We start from the raw sequence: 17,755 nt of genomic DNA on the forward strand, positions 1-17,755 counted from the left end.
ATGCAATAAATTTGTGATAGAAATTAAAAAAAATGGTACAAAGCAAAAAGCTCATAATGTAAAAAGGAGAAAAAAGAAGGTGAAGGTATGTTTTTTGTTTCTGATATAATTGAAAAGAAAAAAAGGGGAATAAAACTTTCAAAGGAAGAAATAGAATTTTTGATAAAAGGTTATGTAGCTGGGGAAATCCCCGATTATCAAATTGCGGCTTTTTTGATGGCTGTTTACTTTCAGGGGATGGACGAAGAAGAGACCACATACCTTACTTTAGCAATGGCATCTTCAGGGGAAATGATTGACCTATCAAAGATTGATGGAGTAAAGGTTGACAAGCATTCCAGCGGAGGGATAGCTGATACCACCTCCCTTGTTCTTATACCTTTGGTGGCTTCTGCCGGGGTTAAAGCAGCCAAGATGTCCGGGAGGGGGCTCGGGCATACCGGTGGGACCATTGACAAATTGGAATCCATTCCTGGTTTTAAGACAGAGCTTTCTTTAGAGGAATTTATTGAAAATGTGAATAAAATAGGAGCTGCAATAACGGGACAGTCAAAACACCTGGTCCCAGCGGATAAAAAGCTCTACGCCTTGCGCGACGTCACCTCAACGGTGGACTCAATACCCTTAATTGCGAGTTCTATAATGAGCAAAAAAATTGCAGGTGGAGCTGATAAAATAGTGCTCGATGTAAAATTTGGACGCGGGGCGTTTATGAAAACTTACGAAGAAGCAAAAGAGCTTGCCGAGTTGATGGTTAAAATAGGAAACCTTGCTGGAAGGGAAACGGTAGCCTTTGTCACGGACATGGAACAGCCCTTAGGCCTTGCGATAGGAAATTCCATAGAAGTAATCGAGGCTATAGAGACCCTTAAAGGCAACGGACATGAGGATTTAATAAACCTTTGTTTTGAATTGGGTTCCGAAATGCTTCTTTTATCAGGGCTTTACAAGGAAAAGGAAGAAGCGATAAAGGTATTAAAGGATAACATAACAAGCGGTAAGGCATTGCAGAAATTTAGAGAAATTATAAAAGCTCAGGGTGGAGATGAAAAAGTAGTAGAGGATTACAGCCTTTTACCCGGTGCAAAATATACTTTGGAGGTTTATCCTGAGGAAGATGGATATGTGAGAGAAATAGATGCTTTGAGGTTGGGACTTACCGCAATGAAGCTCGGAGCCGGAAGGCAGAAAAAGGAAGATGTTATAGACTTAGGAGTAGGAATTTGGATATTTAAAAAAGTGGGGGACTTTTCAGAGAAAGAAAAGCCTCTTGCTAAAATACTAGCCAATGATAAGGATAAACTGAATTGGGCGGTAAAAGAAGTAGAGGAGTCTTTTATACTTTCCAAGGAAAAAGTGCCAAAAAGAAAGGTAGTGTGGGCAAAAATTACCGGTAGTGAAATCATAGAATATAAAAGCTAAAGCGAGGTAGATAAATTGATAGAAAGGGTAATACTTATAGTTTTGGACAGTGTAGGAATTGGGGAACTTCCCGATGCAAAGCTGTTTAATGATGAAGGAAGCAATACTTTGGCAAATACGGCTAAAAAAGTTGGTGGGCTTAATCTACCTAATTTAGAAAAAATGGGCCTCGGCAACATTACGGATATACTTGGAGTAAGCCACAGTGATGAACCAATAGCATCTTACGGAAAAGCGGCGGAAAAATCATCAGGCAAAGACACCACTACGGGTCATTGGGAGATTGCTGGGCTCATTCTCGAAAAGCCTTTTCCCGTATACCCTAACGGATTTCCGGAAGAACTGATTAGCGAATTTGAAAAAAGGATAGGGAGGAAAATTTTAGGCAATTATCCTGCTTCGGGGACGGAAATAATAAAGGAATTGGGCGAGGAACATATGAAAACCGGATATCCTATTGTATACACTTCAGCGGATTCCGTTTTTCAAGTAGCTGCTCATGAGGAAGTTATTCCCTTAGAGGAATTGTACAAAATATGCGAAATTGCAAGAGAATTATTAGTGGGAGAGCACGCGGTGGCTCGTGTAATTGCAAGGCCCTTTATAGGAACCCCGGGGAATTTTACAAGAACTTATAATAGAAAGGATTTTTCATTAAAACCCCCTGAAGATACACTCCTTGACAAAGTAAAAAATAAAGGGTATGAGGTATGGGGGATTGGGAAGATAGGAGATATTTTTGCAAAAAAGGGCTTAACGGAAGAGATACATACAGAGGGGAATATGGATGGCGTCGATAAAACTATTGAAGCAATGAAAAGAGCAAAAAGGGGATTAATTTTTACAAACCTTGTAGATTTTGATATGATTTACGGCCACAGAAACGATGCCGAGGGATACGCAAAAGCCCTTGAAGAATTTGACAGCAGAATCCCGGAGATAATTTCTCATATGAAAGAAGCTGATTGCCTTATAATTACCGCTGACCACGGCTGCGATCCTACTACCGAAAGTACCGATCATTCAAGGGAATACGTGCCGGTTTTGGTATACGGGCAACGGATAAAGAGTGGAGTAAATTTGGGTACTTTATCGAGCTTTGCTGATATAGGCCAAACTATTGCCGAGATGCTGGGATGCGAAAGATTAAAAAACGGAGAAAGTTTTTTAAGCAAAATAATAATATAGGGGACAATACCGCCTGCCGGGAAGGTCCCTTTTATATAGGCGGAAAAAAATATCCCGGCTCAAGCCCCTTTTAAAAATTTAATCTTAATAAAAAGGGCTTGATGAATTTTAGGATTATGAGCGAAAGAGAAAGGCTCTTAAAGGCTGTTTCCTACTTAAAAAACGCGGTAAAAATAAAACCCGAAATAGGAATTGTATTGGGCAGCGGGTTAGGGGAATTAGGTAACCTTGTAAAAAACCCTTTAATAATTCCCTACAAAGACATTCCCGAATTTCCTGTACCTACAGTAAAGGGGCATAAGGGAAACCTTATTTTTGGTAATTTCTATGGAAAAAATGTAGCAATGATGCAGGGGCGCTTTCACTTGTATGAAGGATATCCTGTAAATAAGGTTGTTTTCGGAGTAAGGGTGCTTGGCCTTTTGGGAATAAAGACCCTAATAGTTTCAAATGCTGCCGGAGGTATTAACGAAAATTTACAACCCGGAGATTTGATGGTGATAAAGGATCACATCAACTTTGTAGGAGAAAATCCGGCAGGAGGCGAAGAAATAGAGGAATTGGGCCCTCGATTTTTTGATATGACCTGTGCTTATGACGAAAAATTAAGAAATATAGCAAGAGAAGTCTTTGAAGAATTGGGAGTAAGTTTTAAAGAAGGGGTTTACGCCTTTTTTAAAGGGCCATCTTATGAAACACCAGCAGAAATAAGGATGCTTAAAATACTTGGAGCGGATGCAGTGGGAATGTCTACAGTTCCCGAAGTTATTGCGGCGAGGCAGATGGGGATAAGGGTTTTTGGGATTTCCCTTATTACCAATATGGCTGCAGGCATAAGCAAAGCGCCCCTCTCCCATGAAGAAGTCCTTGATGTTTCAAAAAAAGCAGGAGAAAAATTTATAAAAATTATTTTAGGTATTATTGAAAGAATTTAGTTAATAAATGGTGATGGTGATGAATGGAATTTTATTAAAACTTGGTATTGTCCCTTATCAAGAAGCAAAAGAAATACAACTTAAAGCCTTAGAATTTGTAAAGAATGAAAGAACCGAGATGATCTTGATGACTCTTCAGCACCCTCCGGTTTATACTATTGGAAGGGCAGGGGGATTTGAAAATATATTAATACCAATGGAAGAATTAAAAAAATTAGCTGAGGTTTACGAAGTGGAAAGGGGAGGGAATATCACCTTTCACGGTCCGGGGCAGATAGTGGCATATCCTATTATAAACCTCAACAAATGGGAAAAAGATGTTCACAAGTTTGTTTATTTTTTAGAAGAGTGCGTTATAAGGCTTTTGAAAGATTACGGCATTGAAGGTTCGAGGAAGGAAAAATATACGGGGGTCTGGGTAGAGGACGAAAAAATTTGTGCCATAGGAGTTGCTGTAAAAAGATGGATAACATGGCACGGGATTGCTTTAAATGTTAATACCGATTTATCCTATTTTTCAAAAATAAACCCCTGCGGTATCAGGGAATACGGTGTTACTTCTTTACAAAAATTGGGCATAAATGCGGATATAAATGAAGTTGAAGAAAAGTTAATACAGAAATTTCAGGAGGTATTTTGTGTAAATTTTAAGGAAATGACAATAGATGAATTTTTGAAATGGAGTGAACAAAATTGCAAAAACCTGAATGGTTGAAAGTTAAAGTAAATCAATATCAGTTGGAAGAGATGGCGAATTTTTTAAAGGATAGTAAACTTTATACGGTTTGTCAGAGCGCCCATTGTCCTAATATCGGTGAATGCTTTGGCAGGCGTACAGCTACTTTTATGATAATGGGAAATATATGTACCAGAAACTGCCGATTTTGTGCTGTGGATAAAGGTAAACCCCTTCCCGTAGATGAGGAAGAACCGAGAAGAATAGCGGAAGCTGCGAGAAAGTTAAACCTTCGCCATGTAGTTGTAACGTGTGTTACAAGGGATGATTTAGAAGACGGAGGGGCAAGTCATTTTGCAAAAACTATAAGTGAACTTAAAAAGATTCCTGGCCTTACTGTGGAGGTTTTGGTTTCTGATTTTCAGGGCAAGGAAGAATCCATAAAAACAGTGGTAATGGCAAAACCCGAGATTATTAATCATAATTTGGAAACAGTACCCCGGCTTTACCCTGAAGTAAGGCCTATGGCAAATTACGAAAGGTCGTTGTACCTTCTTAAGAGAGTAAAGGAATTGGACCCATCTATTTATACAAAATCCGGTATTATGGTTGGATTGGGAGAAACCGATGAAGAAGTAATAAAGGTAATGGAAGATCTGAGAAAAGTCGATTGCGATATGATGACAATAGGTCAATATTTAAGGCCTTCGAAAAAGCATTTGGAAGTTAAGGAATTCATTACACCCGAACAATTTGAAAAATATGAAAAAATTGGTTATGAAATGGGCTTTAAGTATGTGGCTTCGGGCCCACTTGTCCGAAGTTCCTATAATGCTGAAAAGGGAATAAACTATCTTAAGAATTAAGCTTTAAAACCTTTCATCCAAGAAGATGAAAGGTTTTTTTTGTTGCTTTTTTAATAATTAAATGGATGCTGACTGAAGATTTGATCCTCAAATATCAGAAAAGCAAAATAATTTAAATAAAAGGATATTTTAAATTTATGTCGAATATAATATACCAATATGTTTTTATAACATGAACAAATGTCCATAACACAAAGACATATTAAGCTTAAAATATTACAAGAAGGAGGTACCAATATGGCACTTATTGTTCAAAAATTTGGAGGCTCTTCATTAAATAACTTTGAAAACAGAATAAAAGCAGTAAAGAAAATAATAAAAGCAAAAAAAGAAGGGCATGATGTGGTAGTAGTGGTTTCAGCTATGGGAAGAAGAAATGACCCTTATGCAACGGATACTCTGCTGGACCTAATCTACCAGCATTCAAATAATGTTAATTTAAGGAATATAGACCTATTACTTTCCTGTGGAGAAATTATTTCTGCAGTCATTATTGCTGCTATGCTTGAAAATGAAGGATATCAATCGGTTGCTTTGACAGGTTTTCAGGCTGGCATAATAACGGATGACAATTTTGGCAATGCAGAGGTAATAGATGTGAAAACCGATAACATAAAACGTTTATTAAAAGAGGGGAAAATTCCGGTAATAACTGGATTTCAGGGTATTACAAAGGATTTTGAAATTACCACATTAGGGCGTGGAGGAAGCGACATATCCGCTGTTGTAATAGGAGGCTACCTTAATGCTGATAAAGTTGAAATTTACACTGATGTCCCCGGTGTTGCAGTGATAGACCCGTCCATATGCCCGTATGCTAAGTTTTTAAAAAACATCTCCTTTGATGAGATGATAAACATGGCTGTTTGTGGGGCAAGAGTGATGCATCCAAAAGCCGTTGAATTTGCAAAAAGGTTTAACTTGCCCTTTTACGTAAAATCCACCTTTTCCAATGAAGAGGGTACCCTTGTGGGTTTTGATAACTCCAAGGAGTATATTACCGGAATTGTAGTAAAAGAAGGCGAAATTTCCATAATTTTAAATGATGAAAGTAGGTTCAGTAAATCCATTGAGAGGAAAGTAAGAAATATACTAAAAAATTATGAGTATAAAGAAATATACTGGAGCATGTATGCATTTAAAATTTTAATAAATAATAAGTTAGCAAAGGATGCTGCTTTAAAAATTTATCACGAATTTTTTGCGGAAAATATAGAAGAAAAGGCAATTTCTTTTTGAGTCAAATTTAATAAATTTTTCATATTATATTTATTGACATGATTGTTATTATGTTTTAAAATTCTTTTTAAATATCATGATGAGCAACACTATTCATCAAAAGGAGGATCAAAAATGAAAAAATACAATGTAGCTGTTGTCGGAGCTACCGGCGCAGTTGGCAGGACAATGCTAAAAGTATTGGAGGAAAGGGATTTTCCCGTTAACAATTTGCTTTTGCTTGCTTCATCAAGGTCAGAAGGTATTTCTATTGAATTCAAGGGAAAGCCTTACAGGGTAAAAGAGGCACAGCCTCAAGACTTTGAAGGTATAGACATAGCTTTATTCTCGGCAGGCAAGGACATCAGCTTAAAACTTGCACCTGAAGCAGTAAAAAGGGGAGCTGTTGTAATAGACAACAGCAATGCCTTTAGATTAAACGAGGATGTGCCCCTTGTTGTTCCAGAAGTAAACTTGAAAGACCTTTACTGGCATAAGGGTTTAATAGCAAATCCCAACTGTTCGACTATTCAAATGGTTGTGGTATTAAAACCCCTTCATGACAGGGCGAAAATAAAAAGGGTAGTTGTATCCACCTATCAGGCTGTATCGGGTACGGGATTAGAGGCTATTGAAGAATTAAAAACTCAGTCCTTAGATATTTTAAATGGTAGACAGACCGAAGCAAAAGTTTATCCTCATCAAATAGCTTTTAATTTGCTTCCTCATATAGATGTTTTTGATGAAACGGGTTATTCCCTTGAAGAGTGGAAGATGGTCCACGAGACAAAAAAAATTATGGGGGATAAAAGCATTAAAGTCAGCGCTACTACTGTTAGGGTGCCTGTTTTAAACTGCCATTCTGAATCCGTAAATGTGGAATTTTATAATAAGATTACGAGGGAGGAAGCCATTGAAATTCTCTCCAAGGCAGAGGGGGTTGTAGTTCAGGATGATCCGGCAAATAAATTATACCCCATGCCCTATTTTGTGAGCGGGAAAAATGAGGTATTTGTGGGAAGGATAAGACAGGATTTTACTGTGGAGAGTGGGTTAAACCTCTGGATTGTCGCAGATAACTTAAGGAAGGGTGCTGCTTATAATGCCGTGCAGATTGCCGAAAGTCTTATAAAGCTTAATTTAATTTGAGGTGGGAATAATGAGAATTGTTGTTCAGAAGTTTGGAGGCACTTCGGTAGCAACTCCGAGTGCAAGGGAATTGGTTGTAAAGCATGTGCTTAATAAGATAAATGAGGGATATAAAACGGTGGTAGTGGTATCGGCTATGGGTAGGATGGGAGACCCTTATGCGACTGATACCTTGTTATCCCTTTTAAATGGTAAAAAAATGGAGGCAAGGGAAAGGGATTTACTTGTTTCCTGTGGCGAGATAATATCAGCTTCGGTCATGGCATCTCTTTTTGCGGATAAAGGTTATAAAGCAAAAGCTTTTACTGGCTTTCAAGCGGGAATTATTACAGATAATAATTTCGGGAATGCTAAAATTTTAGATATTAAACCCGAAAAAATCCTTCAGGCATTACAAGAAGGAATTATCCCTGTTGTCGCAGGCTTTCAGGGCTATACCGAGGATTTAGAAATAACAACCCTTGGCAGAGGAGGAAGCGATACTACAGCGGTAGCATTAGGGGCAGCTTTGAAGGCAGAATGTGTTGAGATATTTACCGATGTAGAGGGGATAATGACGGCAGATCCAAAACTTGTAAATAATGCAAAAATGCTTGATGAAGTAAATTACAGGGAAGTTACGGAAATGGCATACAACGGGGCAAAAGTAATACACCCAAGGGCGGTAGAGCTTGCTATGCAGCATAATATTCCACTAAGGGTAAGGTCTACCTTTTCCGATAACCAGGGGACACTTATAAAATTAGGGCCTGAAAAGGTAGTAACCGGTATTGCACATACTACGCATATTGCCCAGTTAAAAATAGAGGTGCCCAGCAATGACAAGGAATTAGAATCAAAAATATTTGAGAGTTTAGCCCAAAAGGGCATAAGCATAGATATGATAAACATATTTCCAGATGTGAAAATTTTTACCTTAGCTGAGGATGTAGTTTCAAAGGCTACAGAGGTCTTGAAGGAATTGGGAGTTTCCTTTGAGGTTACGAAAAACCTTGCAAAAGTTACTGTTGTTGGAGGGGGCATGATGGGCATTCCCGGGGTTATGCTCAGCATTATTGAAGCCCTTAAAAAAGAAAATATAGATATCCTCCAGACTTCCGATTCCCATACTACTATCTCCTGCCTTATTAAAGAAGAGGATGTAAAAAAAGCGGTACTTGCCCTACACGAAAAGTTTGAGCTATAATCATAACAAAAAGGAATATTGGGAGGGTGCAACATGTATTTTGAAAAACCCGGTGCTCAAAACACACAAAAGACTGTGGAAATAGTTAAAAATGCTGTGGAAGAGAGAGGTATAAAATATGTAGTGGCTGCCTCGAATGAAGGTAAAACAGCAAAGCTTTTAGTAGAAGCTGGGATAAACGCCCAGATCGTTATAGTTACTCATGCTTGCGGTTATAAAGCTCCGGGCGAAATGGAATTCCCGGAGGATTTAAGGGAGGAATTAATAAAGAAGGGGGTTAAGGTGCTTACAACAACCCACGTACTTTCGGGAGCGGAAAGGGGTTTAAGCAGAAAATTCGGTGGGGTTTACCCTGTGGAAATAATAGCAAATACCTTGCGAATGTTTGGCCAGGGAGTAAAGGTGTGCGTAGAAGTAGCAACAATGGCTTTGGATGCAGGGCTTATTCCTTACGGTGAGGAAATAATAGCGGTAGGAGGTACGAGCGAGGGAGCCGATACTGCTATCATATTAAAGCCCGCCCATGCCGCAAATATAATGGAAACTTGGATTTCGGAAATTCTATGTAAGCCAAAAAATAAAAATTAAAAAAGGCAACCTGCCTGGCTTAAGAATACGGTCAGGCAGGTTTTTTTATGCCTTCTTCAATGGAATTAATCATTTTTATTATATAATCTTTGGTTAAAGCGCCTTCTATTCTGGTTTTTATAATACCGTTGCAGTCTATGAGGATATTTAGCGGTATTCCTCTGATTAAGTATTTTTTAATAATCTCTCCCCTGTTGTCAAAAAGCACCGGGAATGTATAACCTTTTTCTTTTAGATACGTTTTTACTTTTTCTTGTTCCATGTCTAAGTTAACAGTTATTAAAACGGTATTTGATGGGATTTCAGAAAAAAAGGTTTGAAGCTCTACTAACTCTTTTAAACAATAGGGACAGTTGATGGACCAGAAGGTTAAAAGTATGGTTTTACCTTTATAGTCAGAAAGTCTTACAGGGTTACCATTAATATCTTTCAGTTCAAAATCAGGGGCTTGGTTATTTTCGAAGGGAATAGCTTTACTGCTTTTAGAGGCACATCCGGTTAAGGAAAAAAGCAGTAAAAGGGTTACGAAAACGAAAATTACGGTCTTTCTCAATTATAATACCTCCCATTAAAAATTTTTTAAAAAAAAAAACTAAATTAAATTAAAAAATAATAACATGCCCATAATTATCAACAAAATACCTGCAAGTTTCTTTGAGTAAGGTGCAAGCTTGGAAAAAACTCCTTGAATTTTTTTTGATGCATTAAAAAGAATTGAAAAAATAAAAAAGGGTAAGCCAAGGCCTAAGGAAAAGGTAATCAAAAGCAAAGAACCCGTCTTTATATCCCGGGTTGACCCTGCAAGAATCAAGATGGCAGAGAGAATTGGGCCGATACATGGAGTCCAGCCGGCTGAGAAAAAAACCCCGAGCAAAAAGGAAGTAAGGGGGGAAATCGTTTTGAAGTTAATATATTTTCTTTTTTCTTTTAATAAAAAGTTAATCCTTAAAAAATCAAGTAAGTTCAAACCCAGGAGTATAACAATTATTCCTGCGATTCTGGAAAATATAATTTTATTGATAATAAAAAACTTACTTATAGCGGTAAAGGAAAGCCCGAGCAAAGTAAACATTAAGGAAAAACCGATAATAAAGAAAAGGGAGTTTAATACCGTATTTGCTTTTTTGTCAGCACCACTTCCTGCCAAAATTCCGATGTAAACGGGAAGCAAAGGTACAATGCATGGGGAGAAAAATGCGAGAATCCCTCCCATAAAGGCAGAAAAAAACGTAACACCGTAATTCATTATAATCATCCTTCTTATTACAATAATAAATTTAGACTAATTGACCTTGTTTTATTATATTATAGCATAAAAAATTATAATATATAGATATAACAATATTATTAAAAACAATTATTTTTTAAAGTACATAATCAATTTCTCTTCATCTGTTTCAATAGAAGATATCTTCAATTCATACGGAAGGGGAGGGGGTGTAAAGGATAAGTCATACCCTGTTAAAAGGTCTTTAATCACTTCTGGTGGAAGGGTGACGCCATTAAATTCAAGCTTAACCGGATTGAATTTTATTTTACCATCATTTGTTAATTCCATTGTACAGGTTATGGAGTAAACTATATTACCATTTTTATCCTTTTCAGAAACTGTAATTCCTTCCTTTGTAATTGTGAAAAAAACGTTTTTTAATTCTTCCCTTCCCGAAAGAAGCTTTTCCGTCAGGGATTTTTCAAAAAACTCCCCTTTTGCGGTAAGCGTAAAATAATTGACCTGAAGCCTGTCAGGGCTTATCGATGTCCAAGGCAGTGCTGTCAAATTCTTTAATAGATAATCCAATGAGGGCAATATTACCTGCCAGTTTTTGCTGAGTTCCTCAAGGAATTTGGGATCCTTTAGAAATTTTTTTGCCCTCGCGAGCTCATACTCCTTTTTTATTTTGGCATTTTCCAATTCTAATAGGGTATTTTTCGCCTCCTCTTCTAATTTTGCTATCCTTTTTTGATTTTCCATTATTTTTGCTTCCTCCTGCTTTTTTATGACTATTAAGGTTTTCATTTCGTCTATCACACTATTATAGTATTCGGTTATAAAGATAATGTTATCGAGCCTTCGAAGAAATTCACCCAAGGTTTCAGAACCTGCAAGCACAGCAAGAAAAGTTCCAAAACCTCCTTTATAAGCAAAAATAATAAAAGAAGATAGCTTCCTTCTTTTTTCTTTAAGGGCATTATCTAAATTTTTTATTTCCCTTTTATTTCTTAAAAGGGCTTTATTTAATTCTTCTTTTTGATGGTTAAGGAAATTTATTTTTTCCTTTAATGCATGGATTTTAGAATCAAGGGACAAAATTTCTTCTAACAATTCTTGCTCATTTGGACCCTGCAAAGGCATAGAAGAAGGAAAAGAAAAAGAAATAAAAGGGCAGGAAAATAGGATAAATATAAGGTAGAATAGTAATATAAATGATGTTAAAAAAAATTTATTTTTGTTTGCAGCCATAAATTTTTCCTCCCGTTTTTAAAATATTCGACGGCTTTTTAAAATATCCTTGAATTTATAAAAATTAAAGGAATAAAAAGGAGGGTAATCATGAAAATTGCGGTTTTTTCTGATGTGCATTCTAATTATGAAGCGTTAAAAGGCGTTCTGGAAGATATTAAACTATTTAAACCTGATAAGATACTTTGTCTTGGGGACCTGGTAGGGTACGGTGCAAGCCCTAACGAGGTAATAGAGCTTATAAGAGAAAATAACATCACCACTATTTTAGGCAATTACGATGAGGCGGTGGGTTTTAGGAAAATAGTCTGCGGCTGCGACTATAAGAATGAAGAAGAAGCAAGGATGGGAGAAATATCCCTCTCGTGGACTTCTGAAAATATAAATCCTGAAAATCGGGAGTTTTTGAAAACCCTGAAAAGGCAGATGAAAATTGAGTTGGAAGGTTTAAAAATCCTTGCTGTCCACGGAAGCCCGGAAAGGATAAATGAATACCTTTACGAAGATGTTTCCGCTGATAGGATTGAAAAATACTTCGAGGAAAACGATGTTGATATAATTCTTTGCGGGCATACTCATATTCCCTATATAAGACATGTAAAGGGAAAATTTTTAATAAACCCGGGCAGTGTGGGAAAACCGAAGCCAGAAATGGGAAAAAAGAGGTTCTGTCCGGATGCTACGTGGATTTACATGGAAATTAATAGAGATGACTTTATTTTTAAAATAATGAAGGTTCCCTATGATTATGAAAAAAGTGCAAGGCTTATTGAAGAAAAGGGTTTGCCCAAGGTTTTTGCAAATCTTGTAAGGGGAATTACAGAATAGGTAGGGTTGTATTATGAAAATTCTTTCCGAAATGATTGAAAACATTGAGATAATTTTAAACCATGTTCACGAGGGTATAGTTATTGCCGATAAAGAGGGAAGGGTTTTGTATGTCAATGAAGCAAATGAAAGGATAACCGGGCTTGAAAATAGAAAAATTCTCGGGAAGTATGTTAAAGGATAAGGACAAAATAAAAAAAGGTGCCTTAAAAAAGGCGCCTTTTTTATTAAACATTAAACCTAAAATAAACCACATCTCCGTCCTTCATAACGTAGTCCTTGCCTTCTATTCTTACAAGGCCTTTTTCTTTTGCCTCATTTTGGCTCTTACATTTTGCCAAATCTTCAAAGGAGATCACTTCTGCCCTTATAAATCCCCTCTCAAAATCGCTGTGTATTTTTCCTGCAGCTTGAGGGGCTTTAGTGCCCTCTTTTATGGTCCAAGCGCGGACCTCTTTTGGCCCTGCCGTAAAAAAGGTGATGAGTCCTAAAAGTTTGTAAGAAGCTTTAATTAATTTATCCAGTCCTGATTCTTCAAGACCGTATTCCTTTAACAGCTCCTTTTTTTCTTCCTCCTCAAGTTCTGCAAATTCTGCTTCAATTTTAGCACAAATTGGAATTACTTCTGCATTTTCTTTTTTAGCATATTCTTTTACCTTTTTTAAAAGCTCGCCTTCTTTTTTCAAAAGTAGGTCTTCTTCAGAAATGTTTGCAACATAAATTACCGGTTTGGAAGTGAGGAGAAAATACTGCCTTACAATTTGCTTTTCTTCTTCAGAAAGATCCATAGCCCGAACGGGAATTCCCTTTTCAAGGTTTTCTTTTATTCTTTCGAGAAGTGCAACTTCTTCAATGTACTGCTTTTCGCCGGATTTTGCCTGTTTTTTTGCTTTTTCGAGGCGTTTCTCTAAGGTCTCCATATCGGCAAATATTAGTTCAAAATTGATGGTCTCAATATCCCTGATAGGGTCTACCCTTCCGTCCACATGTACGACGTTTGGGTCTTCAAAACACCTTACCACATGGGCTATGGCATCTACTTCTCGGATGTGGGATAAAAATTTATTTCCAAGCCCTTCTCCTTTGCTTGCACCTCTTACAAGCCCAGCTATATCTACGAATTTAATTACTGCGGGGGTAACTTTTGCCGGATTTTCCATTTTGGCCAAAAATTCAAGCCTTTCGTCGGGGACCGATACAACCCCCACGTTTGGTTCTATGGTGCAAAAGGGGTAATTTGCGCATTCCGCGCCGGCTTTGGTAATAGCATTAAAAAGGGTGCTTTTACCTACATTTGGAAGACCAACAATCCCGATTTCCATTAGAAATTTACTCCTTTCAAAGGTTGTAACACAAAAAGTATTATATAAAAAGCTCGGCTGTTTGTAAATTGAATTTAATTTTTTTAGCTAAGGTTTATATAAAAAGATATTTGCATTAAAATATAGTAAAATATAGTTAACTATGTGTAACTTAGAAAGACCAGTATTAATATTTTTTGTAAATAAGGGGGTCTATCATGAAATACAGGCTCATAGTAACGGATTTGGATGGGACGCTGCTTGATGAAAAAAAGAATATTCCTGATGAAAATATAAAGGCAATAGAGAGGTACAGGCAAAAAGGGGGGCTTTTTACAATTGCTACGGGAAGAGGAGAAAAAGGAGCAATTCCTTACATTAAAAAATTGAATATAGATATTCCTGCTATATTGTTTAACGGTGGAGAGCTTTACGACCCCGTGAAGGGATGTATATATTCGGTGTATCTTGATAGGAAGATATATGATATTGTTTTGGATAATTTTAAAGATAACCCTGATGTGGGAATTGTAGTCCATTTTCACGACAAGGTTTTTATTTCTGAAAAAAAGCCTGTCCATGATTTATATTTTGAAGTTCAGGGGATAGTTTGTGACTGGGTTGAGAATCTAGAGGATATAAAAAAGGCAAACAAGGTGCTTCTCGTTGGCGATGTAGAAAAGACCAAAAAGGAGATTGCAAAAATAGAAGAAAGATTTGGCATAAATATTAATGCGGTACAAAGCGACAAATACTATTTTGAAATTCTTCCGGAAAAGGTCTCAAAGGGGGAGGGTTTGATAAAACTTTGCGAGTATCTAAACATACCTCTAACCAGTGCGTGTGCGGTAGGAGATAATTTTAACGATATTTCTTTGATAAAAGCAGCCGGGCTCGGAGTAGCTGTGGAAAATGCAGAAGAAACTCTGAAGAAAAAAGCCAGGTTCATTACGAAGAGAAACGATCAGGGGGGTGTAGCTTTCTTGATTGAAAATATACTATTAGGATGTATTTAAAAATTTAGGAGGAGAAGGTAATGTTATTTAAAATTTTAAGGACGAAAAAATTTCTTTTTATTGTGTGTTGGTGTTTAACCCTCTTATTCCTTTCATCTTGCAGCCTTATAAAATCTCAAAAAGAGCCTTCCCAAAATCAACAGAATACCGAGCCAAGTACCCCACCGGGTGAAAAGGACGACGTGATAATTCACGGGGTGGAACTGAGCAACCTGAAGCTTTTACGGTACGAAAATCCTTTGATGAACAATGCTTCTTATATTGAAGCTACAGTCAATAAGGGGTATATTCACTTTTTTACGTATTATCTTACCGATTCTTTTGCCTCTTCGGATAATAATTATTTCCCTATAGTAGCAGAGGATCCCGATAACGGCATAAAACTTTTTTTAGTCTCAAAGGATTTAAGATCGGTATTTACTGTTGACAGCATTAACAAGGATTTAGCTCAGCAGGGGTATCTTTTTTATATTTTGGGATGGAAAGATGATACGCTTTACTATATGAAAGCAGAAGGGGAGGAAAAAGAAAAAGGATTTTCCTTTTATAGCTTTAATACCCAAAATAAAAACAGCAAAAAACTTGCGTTCTTAAATCTGGAAAATCTTTATGTGGGCAACTTTAAGTTTGTACCCGAGAAAAATAGAGTGATATTATTTGTACCGGGAAAATTTTTGCAAATAAAGCTTGATAATGGGAATATTTCTCTTTTAAAATCTGGGCTGCCTTCTTACGATGGCCTTTTTTATTCGAGGATTTCGCCGGATGGAAGGTTTATCGCTTACAGCTACTTGGAGCCGGAAAGACGCGGAATATACGTTTTTGATGTGGAAAATAAAAAAGAGCAAAGGGTTGCTATATCAAAGGATGCGGACTATTTCATGCCCCAATGGTCTTATGATGGCAGGTATTTAGCTTTTTATTTTCTAAAAAAGAATGAAAAAGGGGAACTTGAATTTGTAGAAGGAGAAGATGGGCCTTATCCAATTGGGGATGGCATTAAAGTGGTGGATTTAAAAGAGAATGAACAATTTGATGTAACCCTCGAAGACGAAAAGGGCAAAAAAAGGATTGGATATTTTTATTTTAACAAAGACTCAAATTTCTTATTATTTACGGGTATTTCCTTGGAAAACGCTGGAAAACTGAGGGAATTCAGCATAAAGTTTGATATGGAAAACATGATTAATATTCCCTTTGAGGGCTTATGGTTCTTTGATTTAAATGAAAAAACGTCAAAAAAAATTTCTGGTGAAAAAAGACTGGGATTTTATCCTTCAGCTGTGATTTCAAAAAACGAGTATTACTATTTTGATTCTTACGGCCAGGGTTGGCAAGAATTAAGGTATTTTGAAAACGGTTCGGAAAAAGAGGTTTTTGGCAAAGATTATAGCTTTATGTCCGGAAGGTATTACACTCTGCCATTTATAAAAGACAAATTGATTCTTTCAGGGATTAATAAAGATGGTGAAATAAACGTTTTTGAAATTTATAAAGGAAAAGCACGGGAAATTTTTAAAGTAAAGGGGATACTCAGGGATTATTATGTTGCGGATGGCAATATTATAGTATTTATGAACACTCCGGAAGACCAAGAAAAGCTGATTGTAATTCCTTTAAACTAATGAAATCAATCTACATTTTCCTTCAATATTTTTAATTCTTCATCCGTTAATTCTCTCCATTCGCCTGGGGAAAGGGTCGAATCGAGCTTTAAAGCCCCTATTGCTGTTCTTTTTAAATAAACGACCCTTTTCCCCAAGGCCTCAAACATTCTCTTGATCTGGTGAAATTTTCCTTCGCTTATTTTAACCTTAGCCTTAGATACCTTATTGCTTTCAATAATAGTAAGTTCAGCAGGTTGGGTCTTAAAATCCTCCAATTGAATGCCTTTTTCAAAGGCTAAAATGTCTTCTTGGGTCAAGTAGCCTTCCACTTCAACGTAGTACTCTTTGAATACCTTGCTTTTCGGGGACAGAAGCTTGTGAGCAAGCATTCCGTCGTCGGTAAGAAGTATTAATCCTTCTGCATCTTTATCAAGTCTTCCCACAGGGAAAAGGTTTCGGTGGGAATATTCTCCTTCCAAAAGGTCAACCACCGTTTTGTCTTTTTTGTCATAGGTTGCACAAATTACTCCTTTTGGCTTATTGAGCATGATGTAAATATTTCTTTTAAAGACTAAAGTTTCCCCAAAAACCAATATTTCATCTACTTCGGGTAAAACGTGATAACCGGCGTCTTTTATAACCTCGCCGTTTACCATAACTTCTCCTTCCTTTATTATTTTTTTTACATCCTTTCTCGTCCCAAAACCGCACATGGAGAGAATTTTATCAATCCTTTCTTTTTTTTCCATAAATAAAACCCCTTTTAATATTTTTTTTGCCATTTTATATTATCATCTTTTTTTATTTTTTTAAATAAAAAAAGAGGTTGAGAACCAACCTCAAAAAATCACTTATCATTTAATACTTGAACCAAAGTATTTGCTATAATCTGTCGAAATTCTTCTGTGTTTAATAAATTTAAAAACATTGGGGCAAAAAGATTTTTTCCTTGAAGGAAGGTATTTTTGACTTCATAATTTTCATTGGTTTCAAGCAGTTTTTCCCTTACCTTACTCGATACATAAGCCATGCTATCAAGAAATGTTTTAAGAACATCCAGGGAGTTTGCAGCGGTTTTTAAAGAATTTTCCATTTTACCTGTTACGATGGTATGACGGAGCAATTTTTTGCTCAGGATTAAAAAATTTTCGTCATCCTTATTTTTTTCTTCTGCTTCTGTAGGTTTTTCGAACACTTCAACGTTAATATTTCCGGACGTTTCGTGAATATCTATATTTCTTTCTACCTCACTTTTTATTTCCTTTTCATCGGACATTTTTATCCCCCTCGCATTATATATTATCAATTTTATAA

General features: G+C 36.6%; 19 protein-coding genes. 13 read left to right on the plus strand and 6 right to left on the minus strand.

Translation table 11 applies throughout. The annotated features are described in order from the left end of the window. The first annotated feature begins 87 nt into the window (after positions 1-87). The 9 genes from ACPLVF_RS04925 to ACPLVF_RS04965 all read left to right on the plus strand — a co-directional run bounded on the left by ACPLVF_RS04925 (position 88) and on the right by ACPLVF_RS04965 (position 9,228). Positions 88-1,422 (plus strand): pyrimidine-nucleoside phosphorylase, encoded by a 1,335-nt coding sequence (locus ACPLVF_RS04925; RefSeq protein WP_424906716.1) that lies wholly within the window; start codon positions 88-90, stop codon positions 1,420-1,422. Positions 1,423-1,437: 15 nt separating this feature from the next. Then, positions 1,438-2,610 (plus strand): phosphopentomutase, encoded by a 1,173-nt coding sequence (locus ACPLVF_RS04930; RefSeq protein WP_424906717.1) that lies wholly within the window; start codon positions 1,438-1,440, stop codon positions 2,608-2,610. A 116-nt stretch (positions 2,611-2,726) separates the two neighbouring features. Then, a complete protein-coding gene (locus ACPLVF_RS04935; protein ID WP_424906778.1) occupies positions 2,727-3,545 on the plus strand; it encodes a purine-nucleoside phosphorylase in 819 nt (272 codons plus the stop codon). 13 nt (positions 3,546-3,558) lie between these two features. Next, positions 3,559-4,260 carry a lipoyl(octanoyl) transferase LipB gene (gene lipB, locus ACPLVF_RS04940; RefSeq protein WP_424906779.1) on the plus strand — a complete coding sequence of 234 codons (702 nt, stop codon included), beginning with the start codon at positions 3,559-3,561 and terminating at the stop codon, positions 4,258-4,260. Further along, positions 4,239-5,087 (plus strand): lipoyl synthase, encoded by an 849-nt coding sequence (gene lipA, locus ACPLVF_RS04945; protein WP_424906718.1) that lies wholly within the window; start codon positions 4,239-4,241, stop codon positions 5,085-5,087. The genes lipB and lipA overlap by 22 nt, the downstream gene beginning before the upstream one ends. Positions 5,088-5,324: 237 nt before the next feature. Beyond that, on the plus strand, positions 5,325-6,326 hold the full coding sequence (locus ACPLVF_RS04950) for an aspartate kinase (RefSeq protein WP_424906719.1): 1,002 nt from the start codon (positions 5,325-5,327) through the stop codon (positions 6,324-6,326). Between the two features lie 114 nt (positions 6,327-6,440). Further along, on the plus strand, positions 6,441-7,454 hold the full coding sequence (locus ACPLVF_RS04955; protein ID WP_424906720.1) for an aspartate-semialdehyde dehydrogenase: 1,014 nt from the start codon (positions 6,441-6,443) through the stop codon (positions 7,452-7,454). A gap of 10 nt (positions 7,455-7,464) precedes the next feature. Then, positions 7,465-8,640, plus strand: a complete 1,176-nt coding sequence (gene dapG / locus ACPLVF_RS04960; RefSeq protein WP_424906721.1) for an aspartate kinase — start codon at positions 7,465-7,467, stop codon at positions 8,638-8,640. A gap of 33 nt (positions 8,641-8,673) precedes the next feature. Next, positions 8,674-9,228, plus strand: coding sequence for a pyruvate kinase alpha/beta domain-containing protein (locus ACPLVF_RS04965; protein ID WP_424906722.1), 555 nt, complete (start codon positions 8,674-8,676; stop codon positions 9,226-9,228). Positions 9,229-9,259: 31 nt separating this feature from the next. Here ACPLVF_RS04965 and ACPLVF_RS04970 read toward each other — a convergent pair whose 3' ends face one another. The 3 genes from ACPLVF_RS04970 to ACPLVF_RS04980 all read right to left on the minus strand — a co-directional run bounded on the left by ACPLVF_RS04970 (position 9,260) and on the right by ACPLVF_RS04980 (position 11,689). Further along, a complete protein-coding gene (locus ACPLVF_RS04970) occupies positions 9,260-9,781 on the minus strand; it encodes a redoxin domain-containing protein (RefSeq protein WP_424906723.1) in 522 nt (173 codons plus the stop codon). 39 nt (positions 9,782-9,820) lie between these two features. Further along, positions 9,821-10,474: a cytochrome c biogenesis CcdA family protein gene (locus ACPLVF_RS04975; protein ID WP_424906724.1), complete on the minus strand. Its 654-nt coding sequence runs from the start codon at positions 10,472-10,474 to the stop codon at positions 9,821-9,823. A 111-nt stretch (positions 10,475-10,585) separates the two neighbouring features. Further along, positions 10,586-11,689, minus strand: a complete 1,104-nt coding sequence (locus ACPLVF_RS04980; protein WP_424906725.1) for a coiled-coil domain-containing protein — start codon at positions 11,687-11,689, stop codon at positions 10,586-10,588. A gap of 90 nt (positions 11,690-11,779) precedes the next feature. On the opposite strand from ACPLVF_RS04980, the gene ACPLVF_RS04985 reads away from it, so the two are divergent. Together ACPLVF_RS04985 and ACPLVF_RS04990 are read left to right on the plus strand one after the other, a co-directional pair. Next, the gene (locus ACPLVF_RS04985) at positions 11,780-12,517 is read left to right on the plus strand and encodes a metallophosphoesterase family protein (RefSeq protein ID WP_424906726.1); all 738 of its coding nucleotides are present in this window, start codon (positions 11,780-11,782) and stop codon (positions 12,515-12,517) included. A gap of 13 nt (positions 12,518-12,530) precedes the next feature. Next, the gene (locus ACPLVF_RS04990) at positions 12,531-12,701 is read left to right on the plus strand and encodes a PAS domain S-box protein (RefSeq protein ID WP_424906727.1); all 171 of its coding nucleotides are present in this window, start codon (positions 12,531-12,533) and stop codon (positions 12,699-12,701) included. 43 nt (positions 12,702-12,744) lie between these two features. Here ACPLVF_RS04990 and ychF read toward each other — a convergent pair whose 3' ends face one another. Then, positions 12,745-13,839: a redox-regulated ATPase YchF gene (gene ychF / locus ACPLVF_RS04995; protein WP_424906728.1), complete on the minus strand. Its 1,095-nt coding sequence runs from the start codon at positions 13,837-13,839 to the stop codon at positions 12,745-12,747. 197 nt (positions 13,840-14,036) lie between these two features. Between ychF and ACPLVF_RS05000 the strand changes: the two genes are divergently transcribed. Together ACPLVF_RS05000 and ACPLVF_RS05005 are read left to right on the plus strand one after the other, a co-directional pair. Next, positions 14,037-14,834, plus strand: a complete 798-nt coding sequence (locus ACPLVF_RS05000; protein ID WP_424906729.1) for a Cof-type HAD-IIB family hydrolase — start codon at positions 14,037-14,039, stop codon at positions 14,832-14,834. A gap of 20 nt (positions 14,835-14,854) precedes the next feature. Further along, positions 14,855-16,459, plus strand: a complete 1,605-nt coding sequence (locus tag ACPLVF_RS05005; RefSeq protein ID WP_424906730.1) for a TolB family protein — start codon at positions 14,855-14,857, stop codon at positions 16,457-16,459. A gap of 5 nt (positions 16,460-16,464) precedes the next feature. Here the strand turns inward: ACPLVF_RS05005 and ACPLVF_RS05010 are convergent, their stop codons facing one another. Further along, entirely contained in the window at positions 16,465-17,190 is a 726-nt protein-coding gene (locus ACPLVF_RS05010; protein ID WP_424906731.1) for a pseudouridine synthase, read from the minus strand. A gap of 98 nt (positions 17,191-17,288) precedes the next feature. Then, on the minus strand, positions 17,289-17,717 hold the full coding sequence (locus ACPLVF_RS05015; protein WP_424906732.1) for a hypothetical protein: 429 nt from the start codon (positions 17,715-17,717) through the stop codon (positions 17,289-17,291). Between the last annotated feature and the right edge of the window lie 38 nt (positions 17,718-17,755).

This window comes from Thermovenabulum sp. (assembly GCF_049701175.1).
Classification (GTDB): domain Bacteria; phylum Bacillota; class Thermosediminibacteria; order Thermosediminibacterales; family Thermosediminibacteraceae; genus Thermovenabulum.